Raw genomic sequence first — 21,093 nt, 5'->3', positions numbered from 1 at the left:
CTCCAGAGTTTGACGACGCCGCTATGATAGCCCGACCGACTGCTGCCGAGTCGCTGGAGCAGGTAGTTCCTCCAACGCGAACGCAGGCACGGTCAGGGCAGCCGGCTGGCTGTTATCGTCTGGGCTGATCACCTCCCAGTTCGACGCAATGGACAGCTCATCCAGGTTGAGCCGGTAGCCATCGTCAATCGCGGTTTCAGCGGCTATCGCCACACCCGCTGCGACCGGCTCAGACCCTTCGCTGGCTGGTACCTCGTCGCACGACGCAGGGGACGGCGGCATGACGGTCGGCCACTTCACTGGCTCGGTAAAAATCTCCGGCAACGGTTCATGCGGCGAAGGCCCATCCTCTGACGTTATGGCCTGATGTTCCCGGCGCCGACGACGAACAAACCAGAGCAGCGCCAGCAACACCATCAGCGCCGACACGCCGGTAATCTGCAGCCAGCCAATCCCGGGGCTTTCAACCTTTGCGGAGGCTCGCGCCGCGGTATCGGAAGCCATCGGTTGCGCCTTGACCTTCTTGAGTTCCGCCAGCTGGGTCTGCAGCTCGGCCAACCGCTGCTTCTGCTCGGCGATCAGCACTTCCTGGCCCTGAAGCTTCGCGTTGAGCTCATCGACAGTGGTTTGCAGGGCGCTGTCAGCCAGTTGCTCGTCAGCGGGGTCGACCGGGAGGACGTCGGCCTCCGGCGTCGTCCTGGCCACGGGTGACGGCGCTGCGACCGGTTGAACACTGGGAAATGCGGACGCAGGCGAAATCGAAACGACTTCATCAGTGGCAGGAACAACCCCAGGCGAACCCGGCGGATCGATCAGCACCGTGTACTCGCGCAGTAACCGACCGTTGGGCTGGTCGAGTTGCACGAGGAAATTCAGAAAGGGTTCGCTGACCGGTTTGCTGGAAGTCACCTGGATCAGGCGGCGATTGCCGCGCAGGACCGGGGTGAACTTCAGGTTGTCGAGGAAATACACCCGGTCGACCCCGGCGCGGCTGAACTCGTCTGCCGTTGCCAGGCTCACCGACAGCTCGCTCTCCTCCAGGCCGGCCGCATCCACCAGGGCGATATCGGCACGCAACGGCTGGTTCAGCGCCGAATGCAGGGTGATTTCCCCCAGGCCCAGCGCCAGTGTCCATGCCGAGTAAGTGACCGCGACCCCGGCCAGCAACCCCAGAGAACCAATGCGTAAAACCAATCGCCAACACTTGAGCATGAGCATCCTTGAGATCTGCAAAAACTACCCGAACAGGTTCGTACGTCCGTTACGAACACGATATTGCCGAGTAGTTCTTATAGTCTGCTCAATGCGCTGGCTCAAAAGCCTGGCGGTCGGTTATGCCTCAGGATTTTTCAAGGTTGCCCAGGATATGCCCGTGGACCCGCATGCACACCTTCAAGTCCGCCTCATCGACGCCTTCGAACAGTTCGTGGCGCAGTTGCGTGGCAATGGTTTCAATTTGTTCGATCAGGGGGCGGGCCGGCGCGCAGAGCACGATTTTCTTCGCCCGACGGTCCTCCAGCACGGCCTGGCGTTGCACCAGACCCTGGCTTTCCAGGCTGTCGAGCAAACGGGCCAGGGTCGGGCCTTCGACGCCGACGCTTTGTGCCAGCTCACGCTGGGTGGGGGCTTCTTCGAAACGCGCGAGGTGCAGCAGCACCAGCCAGCGTGCCTGGGACAAGCCCAGGCCCGCCAGTCGGCGATCCAGTTCGGCGCGCCAGCCACGGGACATCTGGGCCAATTGCATGCCAAAGCGGTGTTGATCGGTTAACGGCATAAAACACTCATGATTAGACTGAAATAAATTAAAACTAATTATTAGTCAGCTAAGCATGAGCCTCGATTTGAGGCAAGGCTTGATCTGTAGTGAATCGTTACATCAGCACTGCCGATGTCTCAAATCTCGAATTCCGACTGCAAGGCAGCGCGGACGCAGTACAAAACCCCTTCCGGTACCCTGCCTGCGAACAGCGCAGCGATCTCGGAAACCGGCGGCAACTCGCCTTCGCCGTCGAGGAAGGCGTCCTGGACTTCACCCATCAGCTCTTCAGGCAGATCCAGCGCCTGCTCCAGCGACAACTGCTGCTTGCCGATCGCTTCGGCCAGCATGGTGTAGACGTTCTTTTCCGAGCACTGCAACTGACCGGCGATCTGCACCGGCGTCATGCCGGCGCGCGCCAGGGTGATCAGTTCGTGACGCACGTCGGCCACCACCTTCGGCGCCTCGACCTGGCCGCCGAGCACTTCGAGGAACGCCTCGCCATAACGCTCGAGCTTGCGCGCGCCGACGCCGCTGACCGTGGCCATTTCCGCCAGCGAGGTGGGCTGGCTGCGGAGCATTTCCAGCAAGGTCGAATCGGGGAAGATGACGTACGGCGGCACGCCATGTTCTTCGGCGAGCTTGCGCCGCAGGGCGCGCAAGGCTTCCCACTGTTCGCGCTCTTCGCCGCGCACCAGTTGGCTCGCCTGGCTCTTGCTGCTTTTCGCCACGGTTTGCGCCTTGAGGTCGCGACGCAACTCCAGCGTCACCTCGCCCTTGAGCAGCGGCCGGCATTTGTCGCTCAGACGCAAGCCACCGTAGCCTTCGAGGTCGATGTCGGCCAGACCTCGGGCCACCAACTGACGGAACAACGAGCGCCATTCGCCCTCCGCCCTCGCCTTGCCGACACCAAACACCGACAGGTGCTGATGGCCGAAGTTGCGCACCTTTTCGTTGTCCTTGCCCAGCAATACATCCACCAGGTGCCCGACGCCGTAGCGCTGGCCGGTGCGGTAGATCGCCGACAGCGCCTGACGCGCAGGCTCGGTGGCGTCCCAGGTCTGCACGCCATCGACGCAGTTGTCGCAATGACCGCAAGGCTCGGGCATGTCTTCGTCGAAGTAGGCCAGCAGCGTTTGCCGACGGCAGCGGGTTTCTTCGCAGAGCGAGAGCATGGCGTCGAGCTTGTGTTGCTCCAGGCGCTTGTGTCGCTCGTCGCCTTCGGAGTTCTGCAACATCTGCTTGAGCATCACCACGTCTTGCAGGCCGTAGGCCATCCAGGCATCCGCCGGCAAGCCGTCACGGCCGCCGCGACCGGTCTCCTGGTAGTAGGCCTCAAGGGATTTCGGCAGATCGAGGTGCGCGACAAATCGCACGTTGGGCTTGTCGATGCCCATGCCGAACGCCACCGTCGCGACCATGATCAGGCCTTCCTCATTGAGGAAGCGCTTCTGATTGAAGGCGCGCAGATCATTGGGCAGGCCGGCGTGGTACGGCAGCGCCGGGAAGCCCTGCTCGCTGAGGAACGCGGCGACCTCCTCGACTTTCTTGCGTGAGAGGCAATAGACGATGCCGGCATCGCTGCGGCGCTCGGCAAGGAACGCCAGCAACTGCTTGCGCGGCTGTTCCTTGGGCACGATGCGATAAAAGATGTTCGGCCGGTCGAAGCTCGACAGGAAGCGCTCGGCGTCTTGCAGGTGCAGGCGGGTGACGATTTCTTCCCGGGTGCGCTTGTCGGCCGTGGCGGTCAGCGCGATGCGCGGCACGTCGGGGAACATTTCCGCCAACTGGCCCAGTTGCAGGTATTCCGGGCGGAAATCGTGGCCCCATTGCGACACGCAGTGGGCTTCGTCGATGGCGAACAGGGAAATGTTCAGCCCCTGCAGGAAGGACAGCATGCGCGGCTGGACCAGACGTTCCGGCGCCAGGTAGAGCATCTTCACTTCACCGCGGCGGATGCGCACGGCGAGGTCGCGCTGCTGCTCGGCACTGAGGGTGGAGTTCAAGGCGGCGGCGGCCACGCCCAGCTCTTCGAGGGTGGCGACCTGATCGTCCATCAGTGCGATCAGCGGCGAGACCACCACCGCCAGGCCTTCGCGCAGCAACGCCGGGACCTGGAAGCACAGGGATTTGCCGCCGCCGGTAGGCATCAGGACCAGGGCATCGCCGCCGCTGGCCACGCGCTCAATGATTGCACCCTGGCGGCCACGGAAACTGTCGTAGCCGAAGATGTCCTTGAGGACGCGTTGAGCCTGTTCGAGCATAAAAACTCCAAAAATCACCGAAACATCCCTGCAAGGCTGGTTCAGAACCCGCGACGCTGCACCGACAAATCGTAAGTGCGCATTGCATGACGCTTCACATTTCAGCCGTGACGCCAGCAGGGCATCACAAAACGCGCGAGTATACCCGAGCACCGTCCGGCAAAGGGCACCGCTGATAAGACACATCAACGCGCAAATATGCCGTGCGGCTGGCCCAAGCGCTCAAGAAGGCCTAGAATTCCCGCATCGAACATTCCCCAAGGTAGTCCTTTAATGTCCTTCGCTGAGCAACTAACCCGCCTGCAAGTATTCCTCGACGCTGATGAACTGCATGACGAGGCGCTGGACTACGTGGCCGCCCACGGCTACCTCACCGCGCTGTCGATCTGTTCCGAAACCGTTCCTGACCGTGAGTGGATCGACGCACTGTTCGCCGAAGAGCCGCATTACAGTGGCGAAGCCCAGCGCGAAGAGATCGAAGCCACGCTGATCGGCCTCAAGGCCCACATCGCCCGCCAACTGGCCTCCGACGAGGAGTTCGAGTTGCCGTGCGACCTCGACCTGGGCGACGACCCGGACGACTCCGAACTGCGCGGCTGGTGCATCGGTTTCATGGAAGGCGTGTTCCTGCGCGAAGAAGCCTGGTTTGAAACCGCCGAAGACGAAGTCAGCGAAATGCTGCTGCCGATCATGGTCGGCTCGGGCCTGTTCGACGAGCAACCGGAGTTCTCCGACATTGCCGCCGATGCCAACCTGATGGACGATATGATCGTGCAGATCCCGGAAGCCCTGACCGCGCTGTACCTGCTGTGCAACGCGCCAGACGAAAAACCGGCGATTCTCAAGCCACGTCACCACTAAGATCGGGCCTATGGACAACCCCATAGGCAACCGTCCCCTGATGTTGCGCTACGTGCTGCTGGCCATCGGCTGGCTGAGCGTGGCGCTGGGGGTGATCGGGATTTTCCTGCCGGTATTGCCCACCACGCCTTTCCTGCTGTTGGCGGCTGCCTGCTTCGCCCGTAGCTCGCCGCGTTTCTATCAATGGCTGGTGGAGCATCCACGGCTTGGTCCATGGATCCGCGATTACCTCGACGGCAACGGTATCCCGCTCAAGGGCAAGGTCTACGCCATCGGCCTGATGTGGGCGAGCATCCTCTTCTCATGCTACCTGGTGCCATTGCCCTGGGCGCGGGGCTTCATGCTGACCAGTGCGGTGCTGGTGACCCTCTACATCCTCAAGCAAAAAACCCTGCAAAAGCCCTGAAATTTCCCGAGACCTGCCCTACCCCGGCAAAAACTCCACCTAAACTCCACCCACCTACACTCGAGCAGCCAGACATGGCCCGCAGTCTGCGTAGTCCAGGATGGCCAGCGCTCCGACTTCGGCTCGGCGGTTGGGTGCTGCTGGCCGGTTTGCTGCTGACCGCATTCAATGTGGTCCGTGCCGACTGGGACTTTGCGCAGATCCTGCAAACCGTGGAAAAACGCTACGGCCTGCCGGGACCGGCTCGAAGCCGGATCGAGGCGTGGAGTCAAATGCTGCAAAGTGCACGTGGCGCGCCCGAACGTGAGCAGCTCAATACGGTCAACCGCTTCTTCAATCAGCAGCTGAATTTCCAGGACGATACACGCATCTGGCAACAGACCGACTACTGGGCCACGCCCGTCGAAGCCCTGATCAAGGGCGCCGCCGATTGCGAGGACTACGCCCTGGCGAAGTATTTCAGCCTGCGCCGGCTCGGCATCCCCAGCGAAAAGCTGCGCATCACCTACGTCAAGGCCCTCAGCCAGAACCAGGCGCACATGGTGCTGACGTTCTACAGCGCCCCCACGGCCGATCCACTGGTGCTGGACAACCTGATCGGCGAAATCCGCCCCGCCTCGCAGCGCAAAGACCTGCTGCCGGTTTACGCATTCAACGCTGAAGGCCTGTACCTGCCGGGCAAGAACGGCGGTCAGCGCAGCAGTGACTCGAAGAAGCTGTCGCGCTGGCAGGACGTGTTGAAAAAAATGCAGGCCGAAGGGTTCGACATCGGCGACGGCTAACCGCCATGGCAAGGAGCGATGTATGACACTGCGTAAACAGTTGTTCCTGGCCATCTGCCTGTTCCTGCTGGTGGCGTTCAGCGGCAGTTTTTTCGCCAGCCTGGAAAGCTCCCGCGAGCAAACGCTCAGTCAACTGCGCGCCCACGCCCAGGACGCGGCCACCGCGCTGGGGCTGTCACTGACCGCACAGGTCGACGACCCGGCGATGATGGAGCTGATGGTCAGTTCGATTTTCGACAGCGGCTATTTCAGCAGCATCCGCGTCATCAGGCTCAAGGATCAGCAGACGCTGGTGGAACGCAGTACACCAACGGAAATCGACGGTGTGCCTGGCTGGTTCGTCAAGCTGGTCAACCTGCGCCCGGAAGGTGGCGACGCCTTGATCATGCGCGGCTGGGAGCAACTGGCTCGGGTCGAAGTGCTGAGCAATCCGCAATTCGCCCTGGCCAAGCTCTGGGACAGCACCCTGGGTAGCCTGATCTGGTTGCTATGGTGCGGACTGTTCAGTGCGGTGATTGGAGGATGGATGCTGCGCCGGCAATTTCGCCCGCTCGACAGCATGGTTCGACAAGCCGAGGCCATCAGTAAACGCGAGTTTCTCAGCCTGGCGAAACTGCCACGGACACCGGAACTGAAGCGGGTGGTGCTGGCGATGAACCAGATGGTCGAGAAGCTCAAGGCGCTGTTCGCCGAAGAGGCCGCGCGCAGCGAAAAGCTGCGGGCCGAATCCTATCTGGACAGCCTCACCGGCCTGGCCAACCGACGCCTGCTCGATGAGCAACTGGCCGACTATTTGCGCGCGTGCGAACAGAGCCGCGATGGCCATTTGTTGATGTTGCGGATCAACGACCTGAACGGGCTCAACCAGCGCCTGGGCGGCCAACGCACTGACGCGCTGATCTGCGCCGTCGGCGTATTGCTCAGGCGCCTGACTCAATTGCCCGAGCGGCGCACCTGGCTGGCGGCGCGCAACCGGGGCGGCGAATTCAGCCTGTTGACCCCGGGCCTGGACGCAGAAAGTGCCGCGCGCCTGGCCGCCGATATCAGCATCAGCCTGGAAAACCTGCGCCTGACCGGCGCCAGCGATTGCATGCCGGTCGCCCATCTGGGGGTTGTCGCCTACCGCCCCGGCGAGCCGGTCAGCACCGTACTCCTGCGCCTCGATCAGGCCCTGACTGAATCACGCCAGCATCCGGGGCGACCCTGGATTCATCTAAGCCACCGCGACACGGCGCCCAATCACTCCCAGCACGACTGGCGTACCTGGATCGACGACGCTTTGACCGAGGGAAAAATGCAGCTGTACTTCCAGCCCGTCGTGCAATGCGCCGACACCCGTCAGGTGCTGCATCACAAAGTGCTCGCACGCCTGCTCGACCCACAGGGCGAGGCGATTGCCGCCGGGCATTTCCTGCCATGGATCGAACGTCTCGGCTGGTCTGCGCGTTTCGACCTGGCGATGCTCGAAGCCACGCTGGACGACCTGGTGATCAACCGCCGCCCCTTGGCACTGAGCCTGTCCGGCAGCACCCTGCGCGACCCGGTGCAATGGCGAGCAATCCTCGACCTGCTCGACTCCCTGCCGGAACTGGCGCCGCTGCTGACCCTGGAAATAGACGAACGCCAACTGCCGTCCCCCGAAGAACTGCAGCGTTTGAGCCACAGCCTGCTGGCCACGGGTTATCGAGTCGGCCTGCAACATTTTGGCGGGCGTTTCAGTCAGATCGGCAACCTCACCCAATTGGGCCTGGCGTACTTGAAGATCGATGGGGCGTACATTCGCAACATCGACGAACAGACTGACAAGCGTCTGTTTATCGAGGCGGTTTACCGGACGACCAACAGCATCGATTTGCCGTTGATTGCGGAGCAAGTAGAAACCCAAGGGGAGTTGGAAACGATCAGGGCACTGGGGATATTTGGCGTAATGGGGCGTTTGATCGGACCGCCGCAGCCGATGTGAAGTATTTGGCGCTAGTCACTTTGTTCGAATAACACGCCGCATCTTTCGAAAATCAACAAATACCTGTTAGTTATGACAGTAGCCACCTGAAGTACTTCGGGCCTTAAATAACTTCGTTTCCCTCAACAGCAAATGGAGTTATCAACATGACCGGTAAAACACCAAGCACCTCGGAGCACTTCCCTGACGTCCCCCTTGAAGTATCCACACCTGTAACTCTCGATGAAGTCCGCGATTCCAGCAATAATCTCATTGATGATAACGGCATCACGTACGATAAAACCCTGACCTTCAAAGGCACGTCCGAGGTAAATACCGACCTGAGGCTGCGCGATGGCGAGATCAGGCTCACTGAGATGACCAGCAATGCTTCGGGCATTTGGGAAAAAAATTTCACGCTGTCAGACTTCAGGCGCTACACGATTTTCGCCCAGGAAAAATTCCCGCCGCAAAATAGCTCCCGACGTAAAATCTTTGTCCTGGCGACCGAAACACCCATTATCAATTCCGTCGCTGGCAAGGACGGTGCTATCGAAGAGGGCGGCACCTACGACGGCGACTGGGCAGAAATCACCGGCAATGCCCCGCCCAACGTTGAAGTCGAGGCCTTCAATGGCGACACGACAACGGGCAAGAAAGCATTGGTTAATGCTGACGGGCTGTTCCAACTGCGCCTGGATGAACTGAAAACGGGGCAATACAACATCAAGATCAAGGCACCGAACAATAAAGAGTCCACTGTGTTCAGGTTTACAGTGGCCGGGGACATGCCGCTGAGTCTTGATGATGTACTGGACGATGACGGGAACAGCGTAGAAGAGGGCGACACCACCGCCCAAACGACCCTGACCATCAAAGGCAAGGCACGCAACAATGGTGAGCTGACCCTGCTTGGCGGACAACCGGCGTCAGTGACCGTGACAGCGGGTGATTCCGGATTCTGGGAGCATACATTCAGTGATTTGCCCGCGGCGCTCTACAGCCTGACCGCTCGGACCAACTATACCCCCGTGGAAACGACCGCACCGCGGACCTTCACCGTCGATTCGACCATCAAGCCGCACAGCACCCGTATCTACGATACAAATGGCCCGATCGAGGATAACGGCAGCACCACGCAAAAATATGTTTATGTCAGGGGTGTTGCCGCACCGTTGGAGGCAATCAAGCTCAAGATCAATGGTGTCATTGTGGAAAAGGCAGAACCTGCAAATGATAAGGGCGATTGGGTCAAGCTCGTCACCGGACTGATCCCTGGAACCCGGTATGCGATGAGCGCGGTAGCCCAGTACGGCGATAACGCAGAGTCCAATACATGGACCATTACCGTTGCGCCAACCAAGAATTCCACTGAGCGTTAATTTAAAACCGAATGCAGGCAACAGAAAAAAAACCGCTCAATGCGGTTTTTTTTCATTTAAATCAATGCACATCAGATAATGATGACATAAGCCATTCCAGCCCGGCACCGAATATCCAGCCATTTCAAAAACTGCAATGCCCCCCATGAGCATAAGCCGTCTATCGGAAACCGCTGCAAGCCTGTTATTTATGACAGTAGTCAGCGTTCAAGTTTGCCTCCCTAATAACTCCGTTTACTCTCATAACCGGAGTCACCGCCATGACCAGCTTACCGACAGGCCATTCATCACTCTCTTCCGACCCAGCAATTGAAGACCTCGATCTGCTGACGATCAGGCAAGTCCTCGACCCCGACGGCATTTCCATCGTGGGCCAAACCACCTTCAAAACATCTTTCAAGGTGATCGGAAACGGTGCGGAGCCCAATAAGATCATCTGGATAGTGAATGGCTCGGATAAACTGGGCGAAGCGAACAGTGACGGCAGCGGCAATTGGGAGACGCCGCTGATCACGGTGACGAAACTTGATTGCTTCTCGATATTCGCAGTAGGCAAGTACGGCTCTGAACCTGTCTCCCTGCCCCCCAAAAAATTCACTGTAGCGACCGAAACCCCAATCATCAGAGAAGTGCGCGGGGCGACAGGCCTGATTCCAGACAATGGCACGACCTATGAAAGTTCGGTCACCATCCACGCCGATGCGGTGCCCAGCGAAGACACCCTGGCATTCGATGGGGAAACTGAACTGGAGTCCGGTTTGACCAACGGTTGCGGAAAACTCAGCATCAAACTCGTCGACCTGGAAGCAAAGACATACGCCATCAAACTCAAGTCTTCCGCGGGTAAAGAGTCCAGCGTTTTCACCTTTACCGTGAAAGCAGCGACCCCTCTGTCCATCGACGAGGTGACCGACGACGAAGGCAATCCCGTTGCAGAGGGTGCAACTACCATCCGAAGAAAGCTGACCGTCAAAGGCGGCGCACTCGCCGAGGGAAATCTTTCACTGATTGGAGGACGTCCGGAATCCGTCCCGCTGAAAGCCGATGACAAGGGTGAATGGAGCCACACCTTTACAGCGTTACCGGATGGCGATTACAGCCTCGGCGTCGAGGCTTCCTATAATGATGATGTCGACGGCCCGCGGACCTTTACCGTCAGAACGGCGCAAGCCGCTACCCTCGATACCGTCACCGATAAAAAGGGCAAGGTCGTAGACAAGGATGGCGACACCTTCGAAACAGAACTGGATGTTGAAGGCGGGGGTGAAGAGAACCAGTCAATCGAGATTTACAACGGCACCGAATCTTTAGGTATGGCAACAGTGACAAGCGGACACTACAAGCTCCCCATCGGGCCATTGGCGGAGAAATCCTATTCCCTTGTCGCCAAGGCAAAGTATGCCGATGGCGGCGAGTCTGCCCCGTATCCGTTTACCGTGAAAGGCAACCAGGCACCGAAAATCACCTTGGTTCACGACTCTGCCGGCACAGTGATTGACGACGGTGGCAGCACCCTCTCCAAGCACGTCTATGTCCGGGGTGAAACCAGGCCGCTGGCATCGGTCAGGGTCAAGATCAATGGGGTCATCGATTCGAAGCCGGAGGACTCCAACGACAATGGCCAATGGGTGAGACTTGTCAGCGCGCTGGAAGTCGGCACCACCTATGTCGTCAGCGCCGTCGATGCAGATAACCCTGATGCCGAGTCCAATACATGGACCATTAGCGTTATTGGGGCGCCCTCTCGGTAAGGGCTGGTAAACATCGAGGCTGGCAAAACGAAAAAAAACCGCTTGATGCGGTTTTTTTTCACTTCAGTCTTTACCACTGGTAACTCCAGCCGAGGCGGGCCGCAACCGGCTGCTCAACATCGTTACCCTTGAAATAATCGACACCGGCGTCAAGCCGCATCGACTCGGACAAGGAAACGGTAACTCCCATGCCGAACTCGAGACCCGAGCCGGACAGATCGTTGTTGAGGCTGTTTCCGTTGACCCGCACATTGTCGTCGTTGCTGGCAAACTCGTGGATCACGGCCACACTGGCGTACGGTCGCACACGGACGTCGCGCTCCAGTTTGATGCTTCGACCGGCACTGACTCCGAGCTTTGTCCGCAGTGAATCGATGTGATCGCCGTCAGCTTCCATACCGTTGTCGAGCCGGTAGTCTGCGCCTTCGATCCTCGCCGCCGACACCTGGGCTGACGGCTTGGCAAACCAGTCGTTCCCCAGGTTGATATGGCGGCCAGCCTCTACCAGCGCGCTCACCCCTGAATTGCTGTAATCGCCTTTTGCGCGCGTGCCATCGCTCATGGTGACTTTGGAGTCATTACGGAAATGGTTGAACTTGAGCGCACCATCGACGTAATAACCATTATCCGGATTCAGCCAGCCAAAATAGGGACCCACGTAGTAGCTGTCGACCGTGGCGGATGTGCCGCCATGCAGATCCAGATCGGATTGACTGTAACCGGCCAGCAGGCCGAGCCGCCAACGGCTGTCCCCCAATCGGGTATCGGCCCCCATGGAAAACCCTTGCTGCTGCTGTCGGTAGCCGACACCGGAACCATCGTCGACGTTGTACTTGTTGCCATATGGCCGTACCCAGACACCGTGAAGTCGATCGTCCGCCTGCAATTCACTCATGCGGTTTTCCAGTGACTTGGTCTCGCCATACGACACGGTCAGGGCCGTTTGAAACAGCGCCACCACCGATTGGGCACTCGAGCTGAGCCGTGTGGTCGGGTTCAGATAGAAGTCGGTTCCGCCCGATGCGTTGGCCCTTTCGGCCAGATCGTATTCCCAGGTACCCAGATCGACCCTGCCTCCCAGCAACGCAAAGGTCGCCTGATTGCTGCCGACCTGAACCAGGGTCAATGATTGCGGAGAAGCGGCATCTGTCCCCGACGCGTTGACGGCCAGCTCAAAGCTGCCCGTCGCGCTTGCCGCCTTGAGCAAGTCACTTTCGCCGGTGGCGAAATCCCCCTGCATGGCAATGATGCCGCTGCCTTCCAGGCTGCCGACCTCGAGTTGACGATAGTCACGTTGCTCGCCAGCCGCGCCGAAATTAAGCGTGCCGTCATTCATTGATAAATGGTCGATGCTGTCATCGCCAACCATCGTCAGGCTCGATTGACTGTTGATACTCAGGTTGCTGTTGTTCAGGCGCCCGGTGAAGGATGATCCGTTGTTCAAATCGACCTGGGCAGACGAGCCGTCCTCGCGCACGATGTCACCCACCATCGAAGCCCCGTCGAAGGAGAGGTCGACGCTGCTGTTGCCCAGGACCTGTACATTGCCCTCCAGCGCACTGCCGACGATGTTCATTGCCGCCGTGGAGGCGCCTTGCACTGTCAACAGGTTGCCATCCGCCGCGCGCAAGACGGCATTGTTGCGCACATCAATCGTCGCCCCCTGAACGCCCCCCTCCACCAGGATTGCCGGGCCGTTGCGACCCTCTACGGTGGAGTTGTCCAGCACCAGTGAATTGCGGCCGACGCGTGAGGAGTCATTGGTCATCCGCACACCTGCGCTGTCGCCGCTGATCAGCGTGTCCGCCAGTGCACGCACATCGCCGCCGCGACTGTCGAGGCCGACGCTGCCGGCATTCACGCCTCGCAACTCGCTGTTGAGCAGCGTCAATGTACTCAGGCCCGTGACCAACGCGCCGCTCTCTCCGCCCCGAAACTGACTATCGCTGGCGGTGACTGTCGAACCTTGAGTGGACGAGGGTGGCCGATTGACCCACAGCGCTCGACCGTCGGCGGTTACAACGGCCGAGCGGATGGTGGCCTGGCTGCTATTCACTGAAATCCCATGGTCGCCCTTGTTGCTGTTGATGACGGCGCCATCGATGTTCAGGGTCGAGCCGGTCCGAATGGACAGGCTTTGGGTCGTGGCTCCCACCAGGTTGAGTGCCCCTCCCTTTTCCACCACGTAGTCGCTAAGCGGATCCGTCGGACCTACCGTTACATTCTCCCCAGCGCCAACAATGATTGCCGCCATCGCCGAAGTGTTCACCAAAAAAAATGCTGGCAATAGTGCCAGCACTCCGAAACCTTTTGTGGACAATGGTTTAAATGCAGTTCGATTATCAATACTCATAGCTGGGTCCTGTTTCGTCTTCTCGTCTTCCGAAGAGAACGGAAAACGTTGAGGGCTGCGGACTTTACAGATGCCTCCTACAAAAAAATGTAGGATTAATCCTTTAAGGTGTATGAAAAATCCAACACAAAATTTAAACGCAACAAAGGGGGGGTATCCGGCACCTCGGTACCGGATACACCCATGGGCCTGGCAGGCAAGGATTCCCATGCCGATGCTCAGGTCAAACAGGAATGACCGGAACCAGATCGCAGGTGTCCGAACCTCGACTCATGTTGACCCGGACCACAGCACCCTTGGTGAAAACATCCTCACCGGCAATGTTGAGCTCATAGTCCGTTCGGCCATACGCGTTATGCGTGGTTTGCAGATGGATATAGGGAACATACATATCAAAGCCGGTAGCGGCTTCCGCCTTGGTGGGAGTGTGTTTTACCTCAACCTTGGTCCCTGGAATAATACTCGTTTCATCAGCAGCATCCGTGGGATAGCCACCGTAAGTCAGTACAACTTCATTGTCTTCCAGCCGCGTATCCGCAGGAATTCTAACGACGCCGACAACTTGACCACCTGGTAGCTTTCTCAACGAACTGCAAATAAAACCAATTCGTGGGTCTGCATGCATATGCGCAAATGCGGCTGCAGTCAAAACGATCGGCTGCATCTTGATTTCCGCATACTCCACCGGGGAAATTGCCAAGTTGTCATTGAGATCATGTTCCACAATGCAATTAAGATTTGCATCGACATCATCTGGAATGGTGCCAAGCCAATCCCATTCGAACTCAAACTCTATTGGTTTTGATGGGTCTTCGCTGTCATCGCTAGGGAAGACCCAAACGCCACCCGGCGGCGGCGCGTCACGCCCATTAATATAAAAGCGTACCGTGTCGCCTTTTTTAAAACGAGTGTGGAAAGGCAAATAACCTTTGACGACGCCACCGTCTTGTTTGTCCGCCACCGTCAGTTTATTTTTTTCAGTACTGTAGGGTCCCTGGATCCATGGCTGCAACAAGGTGAGATCCGGCGGAGCAGGATTGGCAGGATCAAAGGGTGCAGCGGGTTTCCTCACATCAAGCCAAACCTGTTTCTCAACAGGTGCCACAGGAAAGTAAAAGTTACCGCGCTTGATTCTGTAGCCGAGCTTTACTTGTCGCCTGCCATGCCCCGAATTGAGGAGCGCCTGGTTGTTCAGCATATTCAGAAACGGAATAGCGGTTATATGTTTTGGAGGTTGCACCGCGCCATCGATGGAGTACTCGATTTCATCCACCGCATTGTCGAAATTTGGAAATACAAGTTTAAGACCGGCACCGACGCCATCAATCAAGTGCTCTACCAGAAGCGTACTGGTCAAGGAGGGCGCCTGCGGAACGTCCAATTCCTCTGCGACCACCGGCCTGAGCTTTTGGGATACCCACACCTCGGTATTGCCTGAAGGGGTGGTTGGGACACCCGGGTAACTGACTGCCTCACAGAAAACAATGCACTTTCCATTGTAACCAGCGACGTGAGCAGCCGTTAAATTAAATACTATTGGTTTGCTAAAATTACTTTCATCAAATGTAATGGAGCCCACTTCTCTCTTGACGGTGCTATCGGGACCGATATAACACTTGATCGTATCGCCCAGCCTCTTGTTAGAGTAATCCGGATAGGTCAAAGCAAGAGTTGCACCACTTTGAAAATCCTCCGGGCCGATACCATAATCTTTCACGGATTGAGGCACAGCAATCAACTTATCAAGATTTGGCGGTACAAAGTCCACCCTATACTCCAGTTCGTTTACAGTTGCTTCATTCCCGCCAAAGTCCAGGGTATAACTGATTTTACGTAGTCCGGGAGTATTCCTGCTTGCCAAATGCAAGGTCATAGAAATAGGTGGCGGTGGGGTGAGAGGTGTCACATCTTCATATTTATAACTAACATCGTCCTTGGTTCCATCTACCGTCATTCGGATAGTCACGAGTGTCGGCACAGTAGAATCATGATCGTCGAATGTCGGAATCATGAACTTGAGCGGCTGGCTTCTATAAGAATACGGAAGATATTGTGGTCCTAACGCTGTCAAGGGCGGCAATAGTGGGTTACTCGAATCAGGTTCAGGGGCTCCCAGATCCACAAGACGCAGGCTGGCGCGATACGCCCGGTATTGCGCCCTGTTTCTGCCGTTGATGGCAAAATCTTCGCTTTTAGACATTTCACTACTCCTTGGTGTTGAGCTGGTTGCTCATACTTGGTCGTCCAATGTCAGACGGGGAACTCCGGCACTGATTAGTTGCCGTGCATTAACGGGTACCTGGACGATCACTTCACTCACCCGAATGTCTTGATTTAACGGCAGACACGGGGGGCTGACCACTGTCAGAAATTACAGTTTTCGTTACCGTCGGTCGGACAGATACCTTTGACGCAGACAACAAAAAACCCGCCATCCCTTGCGCAGGAATGGCGGGTTTTTCGTTCAGGCTTTCAGGTCACACGGTATCCACCTTCAACGAGTGGTCGTTGAGCATGCCGTTGATGATGGTGGCCGTGTCATGCCCGCCAGCGATCACCCCGCCCGCCCCCGGCGTCACACCGTAATGACTGGCCAGGTCGACGCCGGCCAGGTCGATGGTCTGGTTCGGCGCGGCGCCGGCCATGGCGCTGACGTCGATGCTGGTCACCGTCGATGGGCCGCTGCCGGTGACGGTGAAGTGCAGGTAGTCATCCAGCGACGCCGTGGTGCCGTTTTCCCCTTGCAGCAGTTGCGACAGGTCGAGCTTGTCGGTGCCGGGCGTGAAGTCGGTGATCACGTCATGACCGCTGTTGCCCTTGAGCCACTGGAAGGTATCGGCCCCCGCCCCGCCACTGAGGGTGTTGTTGCCCAGGCCACCGATCAACAAGTCATCGCCGCCTCCACCGTTGAGGACGTCATTGCCCAGGCCGCCGGTGATGACGTTGCCAGTGTTGTCGCCGGTCAGGGTGTCGTTGAAGTTCGAACCGGTGAGGTTTTCGATGCCGGTCAGGATGTCTGTTCCCGCGCCCAGGGTGTTTTGACCACCGAGCAGGCTGAGGTTGACCGTTACCCCGGCCGTGGCGTGGGCGTAGCTGGCCGTATCGATGCCCGTGCCGCCGTCGAGGGTGTCATTGCCCGGGCCGCTGAAGAGCAAGTCGTTGCCGGCGTCGCCGTGCAGCTCGTTGTTGCCGGAACCAGCGGTGAGCACATCGTTGCCACCGCCGGCATTTATGACGTTGCTGTCCGCGCCCGCCACCAGGACATCATCCCCGCCGGTGCCGGTGAGGGTATGGCCACCCTGATAGCTGATGGTCACGTTGGCCGAGTCGCTGCCGCCATGGTTGTCGTTGGCGGTGTAGGTGCCGTGGTAGTCCGGGGCAATGTCATGGGCCTCGGAGTAGTTGACGGTCATGGTCAATTTATAGGTTTCAGAACCGTTGCCGCCACTTGAGCTATTGGGGATGTTGCTGATGTGGATTTGATAGGTTGCATCCGATGTTGCGGTGATCATCCCACCGTCCGCGATGGGGGTGAACGCGCCGCCGTTGATCGAGTACTCCATGGCGATGCGCCCGGCCGCCAGGTCGTGGTTCAGGTGGAGGGTTTCGCCATCCTTGAGGTTGACGGTAATACGGTCGTCATAGTTGCTGTTGCCGACCGAGCCCAGCGCACCACTGACCACCAGGACGGCGGTCATGGCCGCCGCGTTGGCGACGAAAGCGCTGCGGGCAAGGGTCAGGGCTTGCGCGCTGCTGCCAGTGAAGTTGGGAACCTGGGTGAGCCCGGTGAACTCCGCCCCCCTCGCTACCCAGCCGGTGTTGAAGGACGTCGGATTCGCCGAGAGTGGATCGCCGTTGGGATCGGTGTCGTTGGCCAGCAACAGCTCGCCCGGCACCACCACGGTGCCCTCGAGCACGTTGGTGATGACATGGTCATCGGTAGCCACTGGCGGGGCGTTCGGTATGACTTTGATCGTCAGGGTGGAGCTGGAAAGGTCGCCATCGTTGTCGCTGACGGTGAAGCCGATGTTTTCGGTGATCACCACCGCCGTGGTTTTCTGCGAAATGTAGGTGTATTCACCGCTATCCAGGTTGACCAGCAAGGTCCCGCTGTTGTTGGTGGCAATGCTCAACGTGTTGTTCGCGGTGTTGAAGGTGCCGTGGTTGGCAGCGCCGCTGAAGTTCAGCGAACCGTTGCCGGCCGGATCGTAGGTATAGGTGGTGCCATCCACCGTGATGGTCTTGATGAAGCCGCCGTCGGCGCCGAAGGTGCCGCCTTCGCCGAGCAGCGAACCGGTCACCGGTGCGCCGATCACGGTGCCGGACAGCACCGAGTTGAGCTGGTTGAGGTCGGTCACCACCACCGCATTGGTGTCGGTGTGGCTGCTGCCGTCATAGGCCAGCGGATTGAGGTTGGCGTTGCTCACGCCGCTGCCCAAGCCGATCGCGTAGTTCTTGATGTTGTTGGCATCGAGGAAGGCTTTCAGCGAGGTTTCGTCGGAGGTGCCGATTTCCTGGCCATCGGTGGGTTTGCCGTCGGAGAAGAAGTAGCCGACGTTTTGTGCACCCGTGAGTTTGCCCGAGGTGGTGAACGCCGTTTTCATGGTCGCCACGGCGGCGTCGTAGTTGGTCCCGCCGTTCGCGGTGAGGCCGATGAGCAGGGTCTTGGCGGTCGCGACATCGACCCACACCGAGGTCCTGTCGGTGGCGCTGCTGCTGAAGGTGACGAGCTGCACTTTCACGTCGCCGAGGTCGTCGTATTTATCCAGCAAGGCACTGATGGCCTGCTTGGCCAGCTCCAGCCGCGACAGGCCAGGTACGCCGGAAGGGTCGACCATACTGCCGGAGACGTCGAGCACGATCAGCAGGTTGGAGTCGATCTCCACCGCCGCCACCGAGCGATCCGCTGCCACCGCCTTGGGCACGTCATCGACAATGTTGACCACGATGGTGCTGGTGCTGCTGTTGCCCGACGCATCGGTGGCCTTGTAGGTGAAGCTTTCACTCAGGCTGTTCGGCCCGTCGTTGGCGTTCGGCGAGGTTTTCGGCGCCGAGGTCAGGGTGTAGGTGTAGCTGCCGTCGGCGTTGAGCAGGATCTGCCCGTAGGTGCCGGTGGCGCTGCCGACCAGGGTATAGGTGAGCGCGCCGCTGGCCCCCGAAACAGAACCGACCAGGGTGCCGGACGAGGTTTCGCCGCTGTTGCCCGGGTCGCTGCCGGTGACCGTACCGGCAGCCAGGTCCTGGCCGTCCTTGCTCAGGTCGAGGGCTTTTTCGTAGACCGTCACGTCGCTGTCGGGGTTGGCCTTGATGATGCTGTTGGCCACGTTGACGGTGATGGTGGTGGTGCTTTCATCGCCATCGGTGTCGCGCACGGTGTAGGTGAACGTATCCGTAGCCCCGGCAGGGCCCACCGAATTCGGATTGGCGTGATACACCGCGTTGCCGTTGGCATCGAGGGTCAGGTAGCCGTAGGCGCCAGTGATCTGGTTGCCCAGCCCGCCGACGGCCGACGTCGAGGTATTGCTGCCGGCACGCACGCCGACCACTGTCGCCGGACCATCGGCGCCGCTGATGTCATTGCCCAGCACACTGATGTTGACCGTGCCGCCCTCCGTCACCGACGACGAGTCAGGTTTGGCGCCCGGCAGGTCATCGACGATGTTGACGTTGATCTGGCCGTTCGCGATGTCGCCATCGGTGTCGGTAGCGACGACGTTGAAGTTCTCGGTGAGGCTGTTGGCGCCGCTCGCAGTCGCATGGGCTTCGTTATCGTTGAGGGTGTAGCTGTAGCTGAGCACGCCGGTGACCGGGTTGAAGCCGGTGATGGTCAGGGTGCTGCCCAGCGGTGTGGTGGCGGTTTGCGGGAAGCCGGCGACCACGCCACCGCTGATGACCGTGAGGGTGCCCACGGTCAGGGTTTGCAGGCCATCGAGGGCGGTCACCGTGAAGGTCCCGCTCTGGGTCAGGGCCGATATGTTGGGGGTGGTGCCGTCGCCGAGATTTTTTTCGTAGACCGTCAGCTCGCCGCCATACACGTCGAGGCCGTTGAGGGTGACCAGGTCATCGTTGTTGTGGACGTTGAGCACCAGGTTGGCGGTGCTGATGTCGCCGTCCGAGTCGGTGATGGTGTAGGTGAAGGTTTCGGTGCCGTTGCCGCCGCCGTGCAACGCCTTGAAGTCGGCATCGCTGGTGCTCAGCGTGTAGGTGTAGGTGCCATTGGCGTTGAGCACCAGGGTGCCATAGGTACCGGTGAAAGTGCCGGGGGTGACCGGGCCTGCATTCAGGCCGAGGGCGACTTTATCGGCGCCGATCACGTCGTTGTTGAACACATTGCCGCTGAGGCTCAGCGTAGTCTCCGAGGCCGTGCTGAGATTGCTGTCGTTCATCGCCTTCGGCACATCATCGACAATGTCCACCACGATGGTGCTGGTGACGATGTTGCCCAGCGAGTCGGTGGCCTGATAGGTGAAGGTCTCGTGCATCACGTTCGGGCCGTCGTTGGCGTGCGGCGTGGTGCTCGGCGGGGTCGTCAGGGTGTAGGTATAGGTGCCGTTGGCGTTGAGCTGAATCTGCCCGAACTCCCCGACATGGGTGCCGACCAGGGCGTAGGTGATCGCACCGACGGCGTGGGTGACCGAGCCCACCAGCGTGCCGGACGCGGTTTCGCCGGTGTTGGTCGGATCGCTGCCGATGACCGTACCGGCGACCAGGTCCTGGCCGTCCTTGCCCAGGTCGAGGGCTTTTTCGTAGACGGTTACGTCGTTGTCGCTGACCGCTTTGAGGCAACTGTTGTAGACGTCGATGGTGATGGTCGTGGTGCTTTCGTCACCATCGGAATCGCGCACGGTGTAGGTGAACACATCCACCGCGCCGGGGCCGCTCACCGCGTTAGGCGTGCTGTGATATACGGCGTTGCCGTTGGCATCGAGGGTCAGGTAACCGTAGGTGCCGTTGATGGGCGTGTTCAGCCCATCGAGGGCCGGGGTTGATGTGTCGCTGCCGGCGCGTACGCCGACTACGGCGCCAGTGGCCGCCGGGCCATCGGCCCCAGCGATGTCGTTGTCCAGCACATTGCCGCTGACGGTTCCGCCCTCCTGCACCGAATCGCTATCGGCTTTAGCCTTCGGCAGGTCGTCGATGATGTTGACGTTGATCTGCCCGTTCGCGATGTCGCCATCGGTGTCGGTAGCCACAACGTTGAAATTCTCGGGCAGGCTGTTGGCGCCGTTGGCCGTCGGATGGGCTTCGTTATCGTTGAGGGTGTAGCTGTAGCTGATCACGCCGGTAACCGGGTTGAAGCCGGTGATGGTCAGGGTGCTGCCCAGTGGCGTGGTGATCGATTGCGGGAAGCCGGCCGCCACGCCTCCGGTGACCACGGCGATGCCGCCCACGGTCAGGGTTTGCAGGCCATCGAGGGCGGTCACCGTGAAGGTCCCGCTCTGAGTCAGCGCCGGGGTGTCGGGGTGGGAGCCGTCGCTGAGATTTTTTTCGTAGACCGTCAGTTCACCGCCGTACACGTTGAGGCCCTGGAGGGTCACTGGGTCATCGTTGTTGTGGATCTGCAGGACCAGGTTGGCGGTGCTGCTGTCGCCGTCC

12 protein-coding genes are annotated in these 21,093 nt (G+C 59.3%); 6 read left to right on the top strand and 6 right to left on the bottom strand.

Annotation, left to right across the window (positions count from 1 at the left end):
• Nucleotides 1-21: 21 nt before the first annotated feature.
• The 3 genes from EI969_RS30790 to recQ form a co-directional block, all read right to left on the bottom strand.
• Nucleotides 22-1,212: a hypothetical protein gene (locus EI969_RS30790; RefSeq protein WP_160388199.1), complete on the bottom strand. Its 1,191-nt coding sequence runs from the start codon at nucleotides 1,210-1,212 to the stop codon at nucleotides 22-24.
• Between the two features lie 127 nt (nucleotides 1,213-1,339).
• Nucleotides 1,340-1,774 carry a MarR family transcriptional regulator gene (locus EI969_RS13145; RefSeq protein WP_160388198.1) on the bottom strand — a complete coding sequence of 145 codons (435 nt, stop codon included), beginning with the start codon at nucleotides 1,772-1,774 and terminating at the stop codon, nucleotides 1,340-1,342.
• A gap of 119 nt (nucleotides 1,775-1,893) precedes the next feature.
• A complete protein-coding gene (gene recQ, locus EI969_RS13140) occupies nucleotides 1,894-4,020 on the bottom strand; it encodes a DNA helicase RecQ (RefSeq protein WP_160388197.1) in 2,127 nt (708 codons plus the stop codon).
• Nucleotides 4,021-4,293: 273 nt separating this feature from the next.
• Here recQ and EI969_RS13135 point away from each other — a divergent pair, with 273 nt between their 5' ends.
• The 6 genes from EI969_RS13135 to EI969_RS13110 all read left to right on the top strand — a co-directional run bounded on the left by EI969_RS13135 (nucleotide 4,294) and on the right by EI969_RS13110 (nucleotide 11,144).
• On the top strand, nucleotides 4,294-4,881 hold the full coding sequence (locus tag EI969_RS13135) for a YecA family protein (RefSeq protein WP_046816855.1): 588 nt from the start codon (nucleotides 4,294-4,296) through the stop codon (nucleotides 4,879-4,881).
• 10 nt (nucleotides 4,882-4,891) lie between these two features.
• On the top strand, nucleotides 4,892-5,287 hold the full coding sequence (locus tag EI969_RS13130) for a YbaN family protein (protein ID WP_160388196.1): 396 nt from the start codon (nucleotides 4,892-4,894) through the stop codon (nucleotides 5,285-5,287).
• Between the two features lie 74 nt (nucleotides 5,288-5,361).
• The gene (lapG, locus tag EI969_RS13125; protein WP_160388195.1) at nucleotides 5,362-6,069 is read left to right on the top strand and encodes a cysteine protease LapG; all 708 of its coding nucleotides are present in this window, start codon (nucleotides 5,362-5,364) and stop codon (nucleotides 6,067-6,069) included.
• A gap of 22 nt (nucleotides 6,070-6,091) precedes the next feature.
• Entirely contained in the window at nucleotides 6,092-8,032 is a 1,941-nt protein-coding gene (lapD, locus tag EI969_RS13120; protein ID WP_160388194.1) for a cyclic di-GMP receptor LapD, read from the top strand.
• Nucleotides 8,033-8,178: 146 nt separating this feature from the next.
• Nucleotides 8,179-9,393, top strand: coding sequence for a carboxypeptidase-like regulatory domain-containing protein (locus EI969_RS13115; protein WP_160388193.1), 1,215 nt, complete (start codon nucleotides 8,179-8,181; stop codon nucleotides 9,391-9,393).
• Nucleotides 9,394-9,653: 260 nt separating this feature from the next.
• Nucleotides 9,654-11,144 carry a hypothetical protein gene (locus tag EI969_RS13110; RefSeq protein WP_160388192.1) on the top strand — a complete coding sequence of 497 codons (1,491 nt, stop codon included), beginning with the start codon at nucleotides 9,654-9,656 and terminating at the stop codon, nucleotides 11,142-11,144.
• A 70-nt stretch (nucleotides 11,145-11,214) separates the two neighbouring features.
• On the opposite strand, the gene EI969_RS13105 is transcribed toward EI969_RS13110, so the two are convergent.
• The 3 genes from EI969_RS13105 to EI969_RS13095 form a co-directional block, all read right to left on the bottom strand.
• Nucleotides 11,215-13,497 (bottom strand): autotransporter outer membrane beta-barrel domain-containing protein, encoded by a 2,283-nt coding sequence (locus EI969_RS13105; RefSeq protein ID WP_160388191.1) that lies wholly within the window; start codon nucleotides 13,495-13,497, stop codon nucleotides 11,215-11,217.
• A gap of 223 nt (nucleotides 13,498-13,720) precedes the next feature.
• Nucleotides 13,721-15,697 carry a hypothetical protein gene (locus tag EI969_RS13100; RefSeq protein ID WP_160388190.1) on the bottom strand — a complete coding sequence of 659 codons (1,977 nt, stop codon included), beginning with the start codon at nucleotides 15,695-15,697 and terminating at the stop codon, nucleotides 13,721-13,723.
• A 277-nt stretch (nucleotides 15,698-15,974) separates the two neighbouring features.
• A partial coding sequence (locus tag EI969_RS13095; RefSeq protein ID WP_160388189.1) for an S-layer family protein occupies nucleotides 15,975-21,093 on the bottom strand: 5,119 nt, incomplete at its 5' end.

The sequence above is a fragment of the Pseudomonas sp. PB101 genome (genome assembly GCF_009764265.1).
Classification (GTDB): domain Bacteria; phylum Pseudomonadota; class Gammaproteobacteria; order Pseudomonadales; family Pseudomonadaceae; genus Aquipseudomonas.
This window is presented reverse-complemented; position numbering and strand designations above follow the sequence as displayed.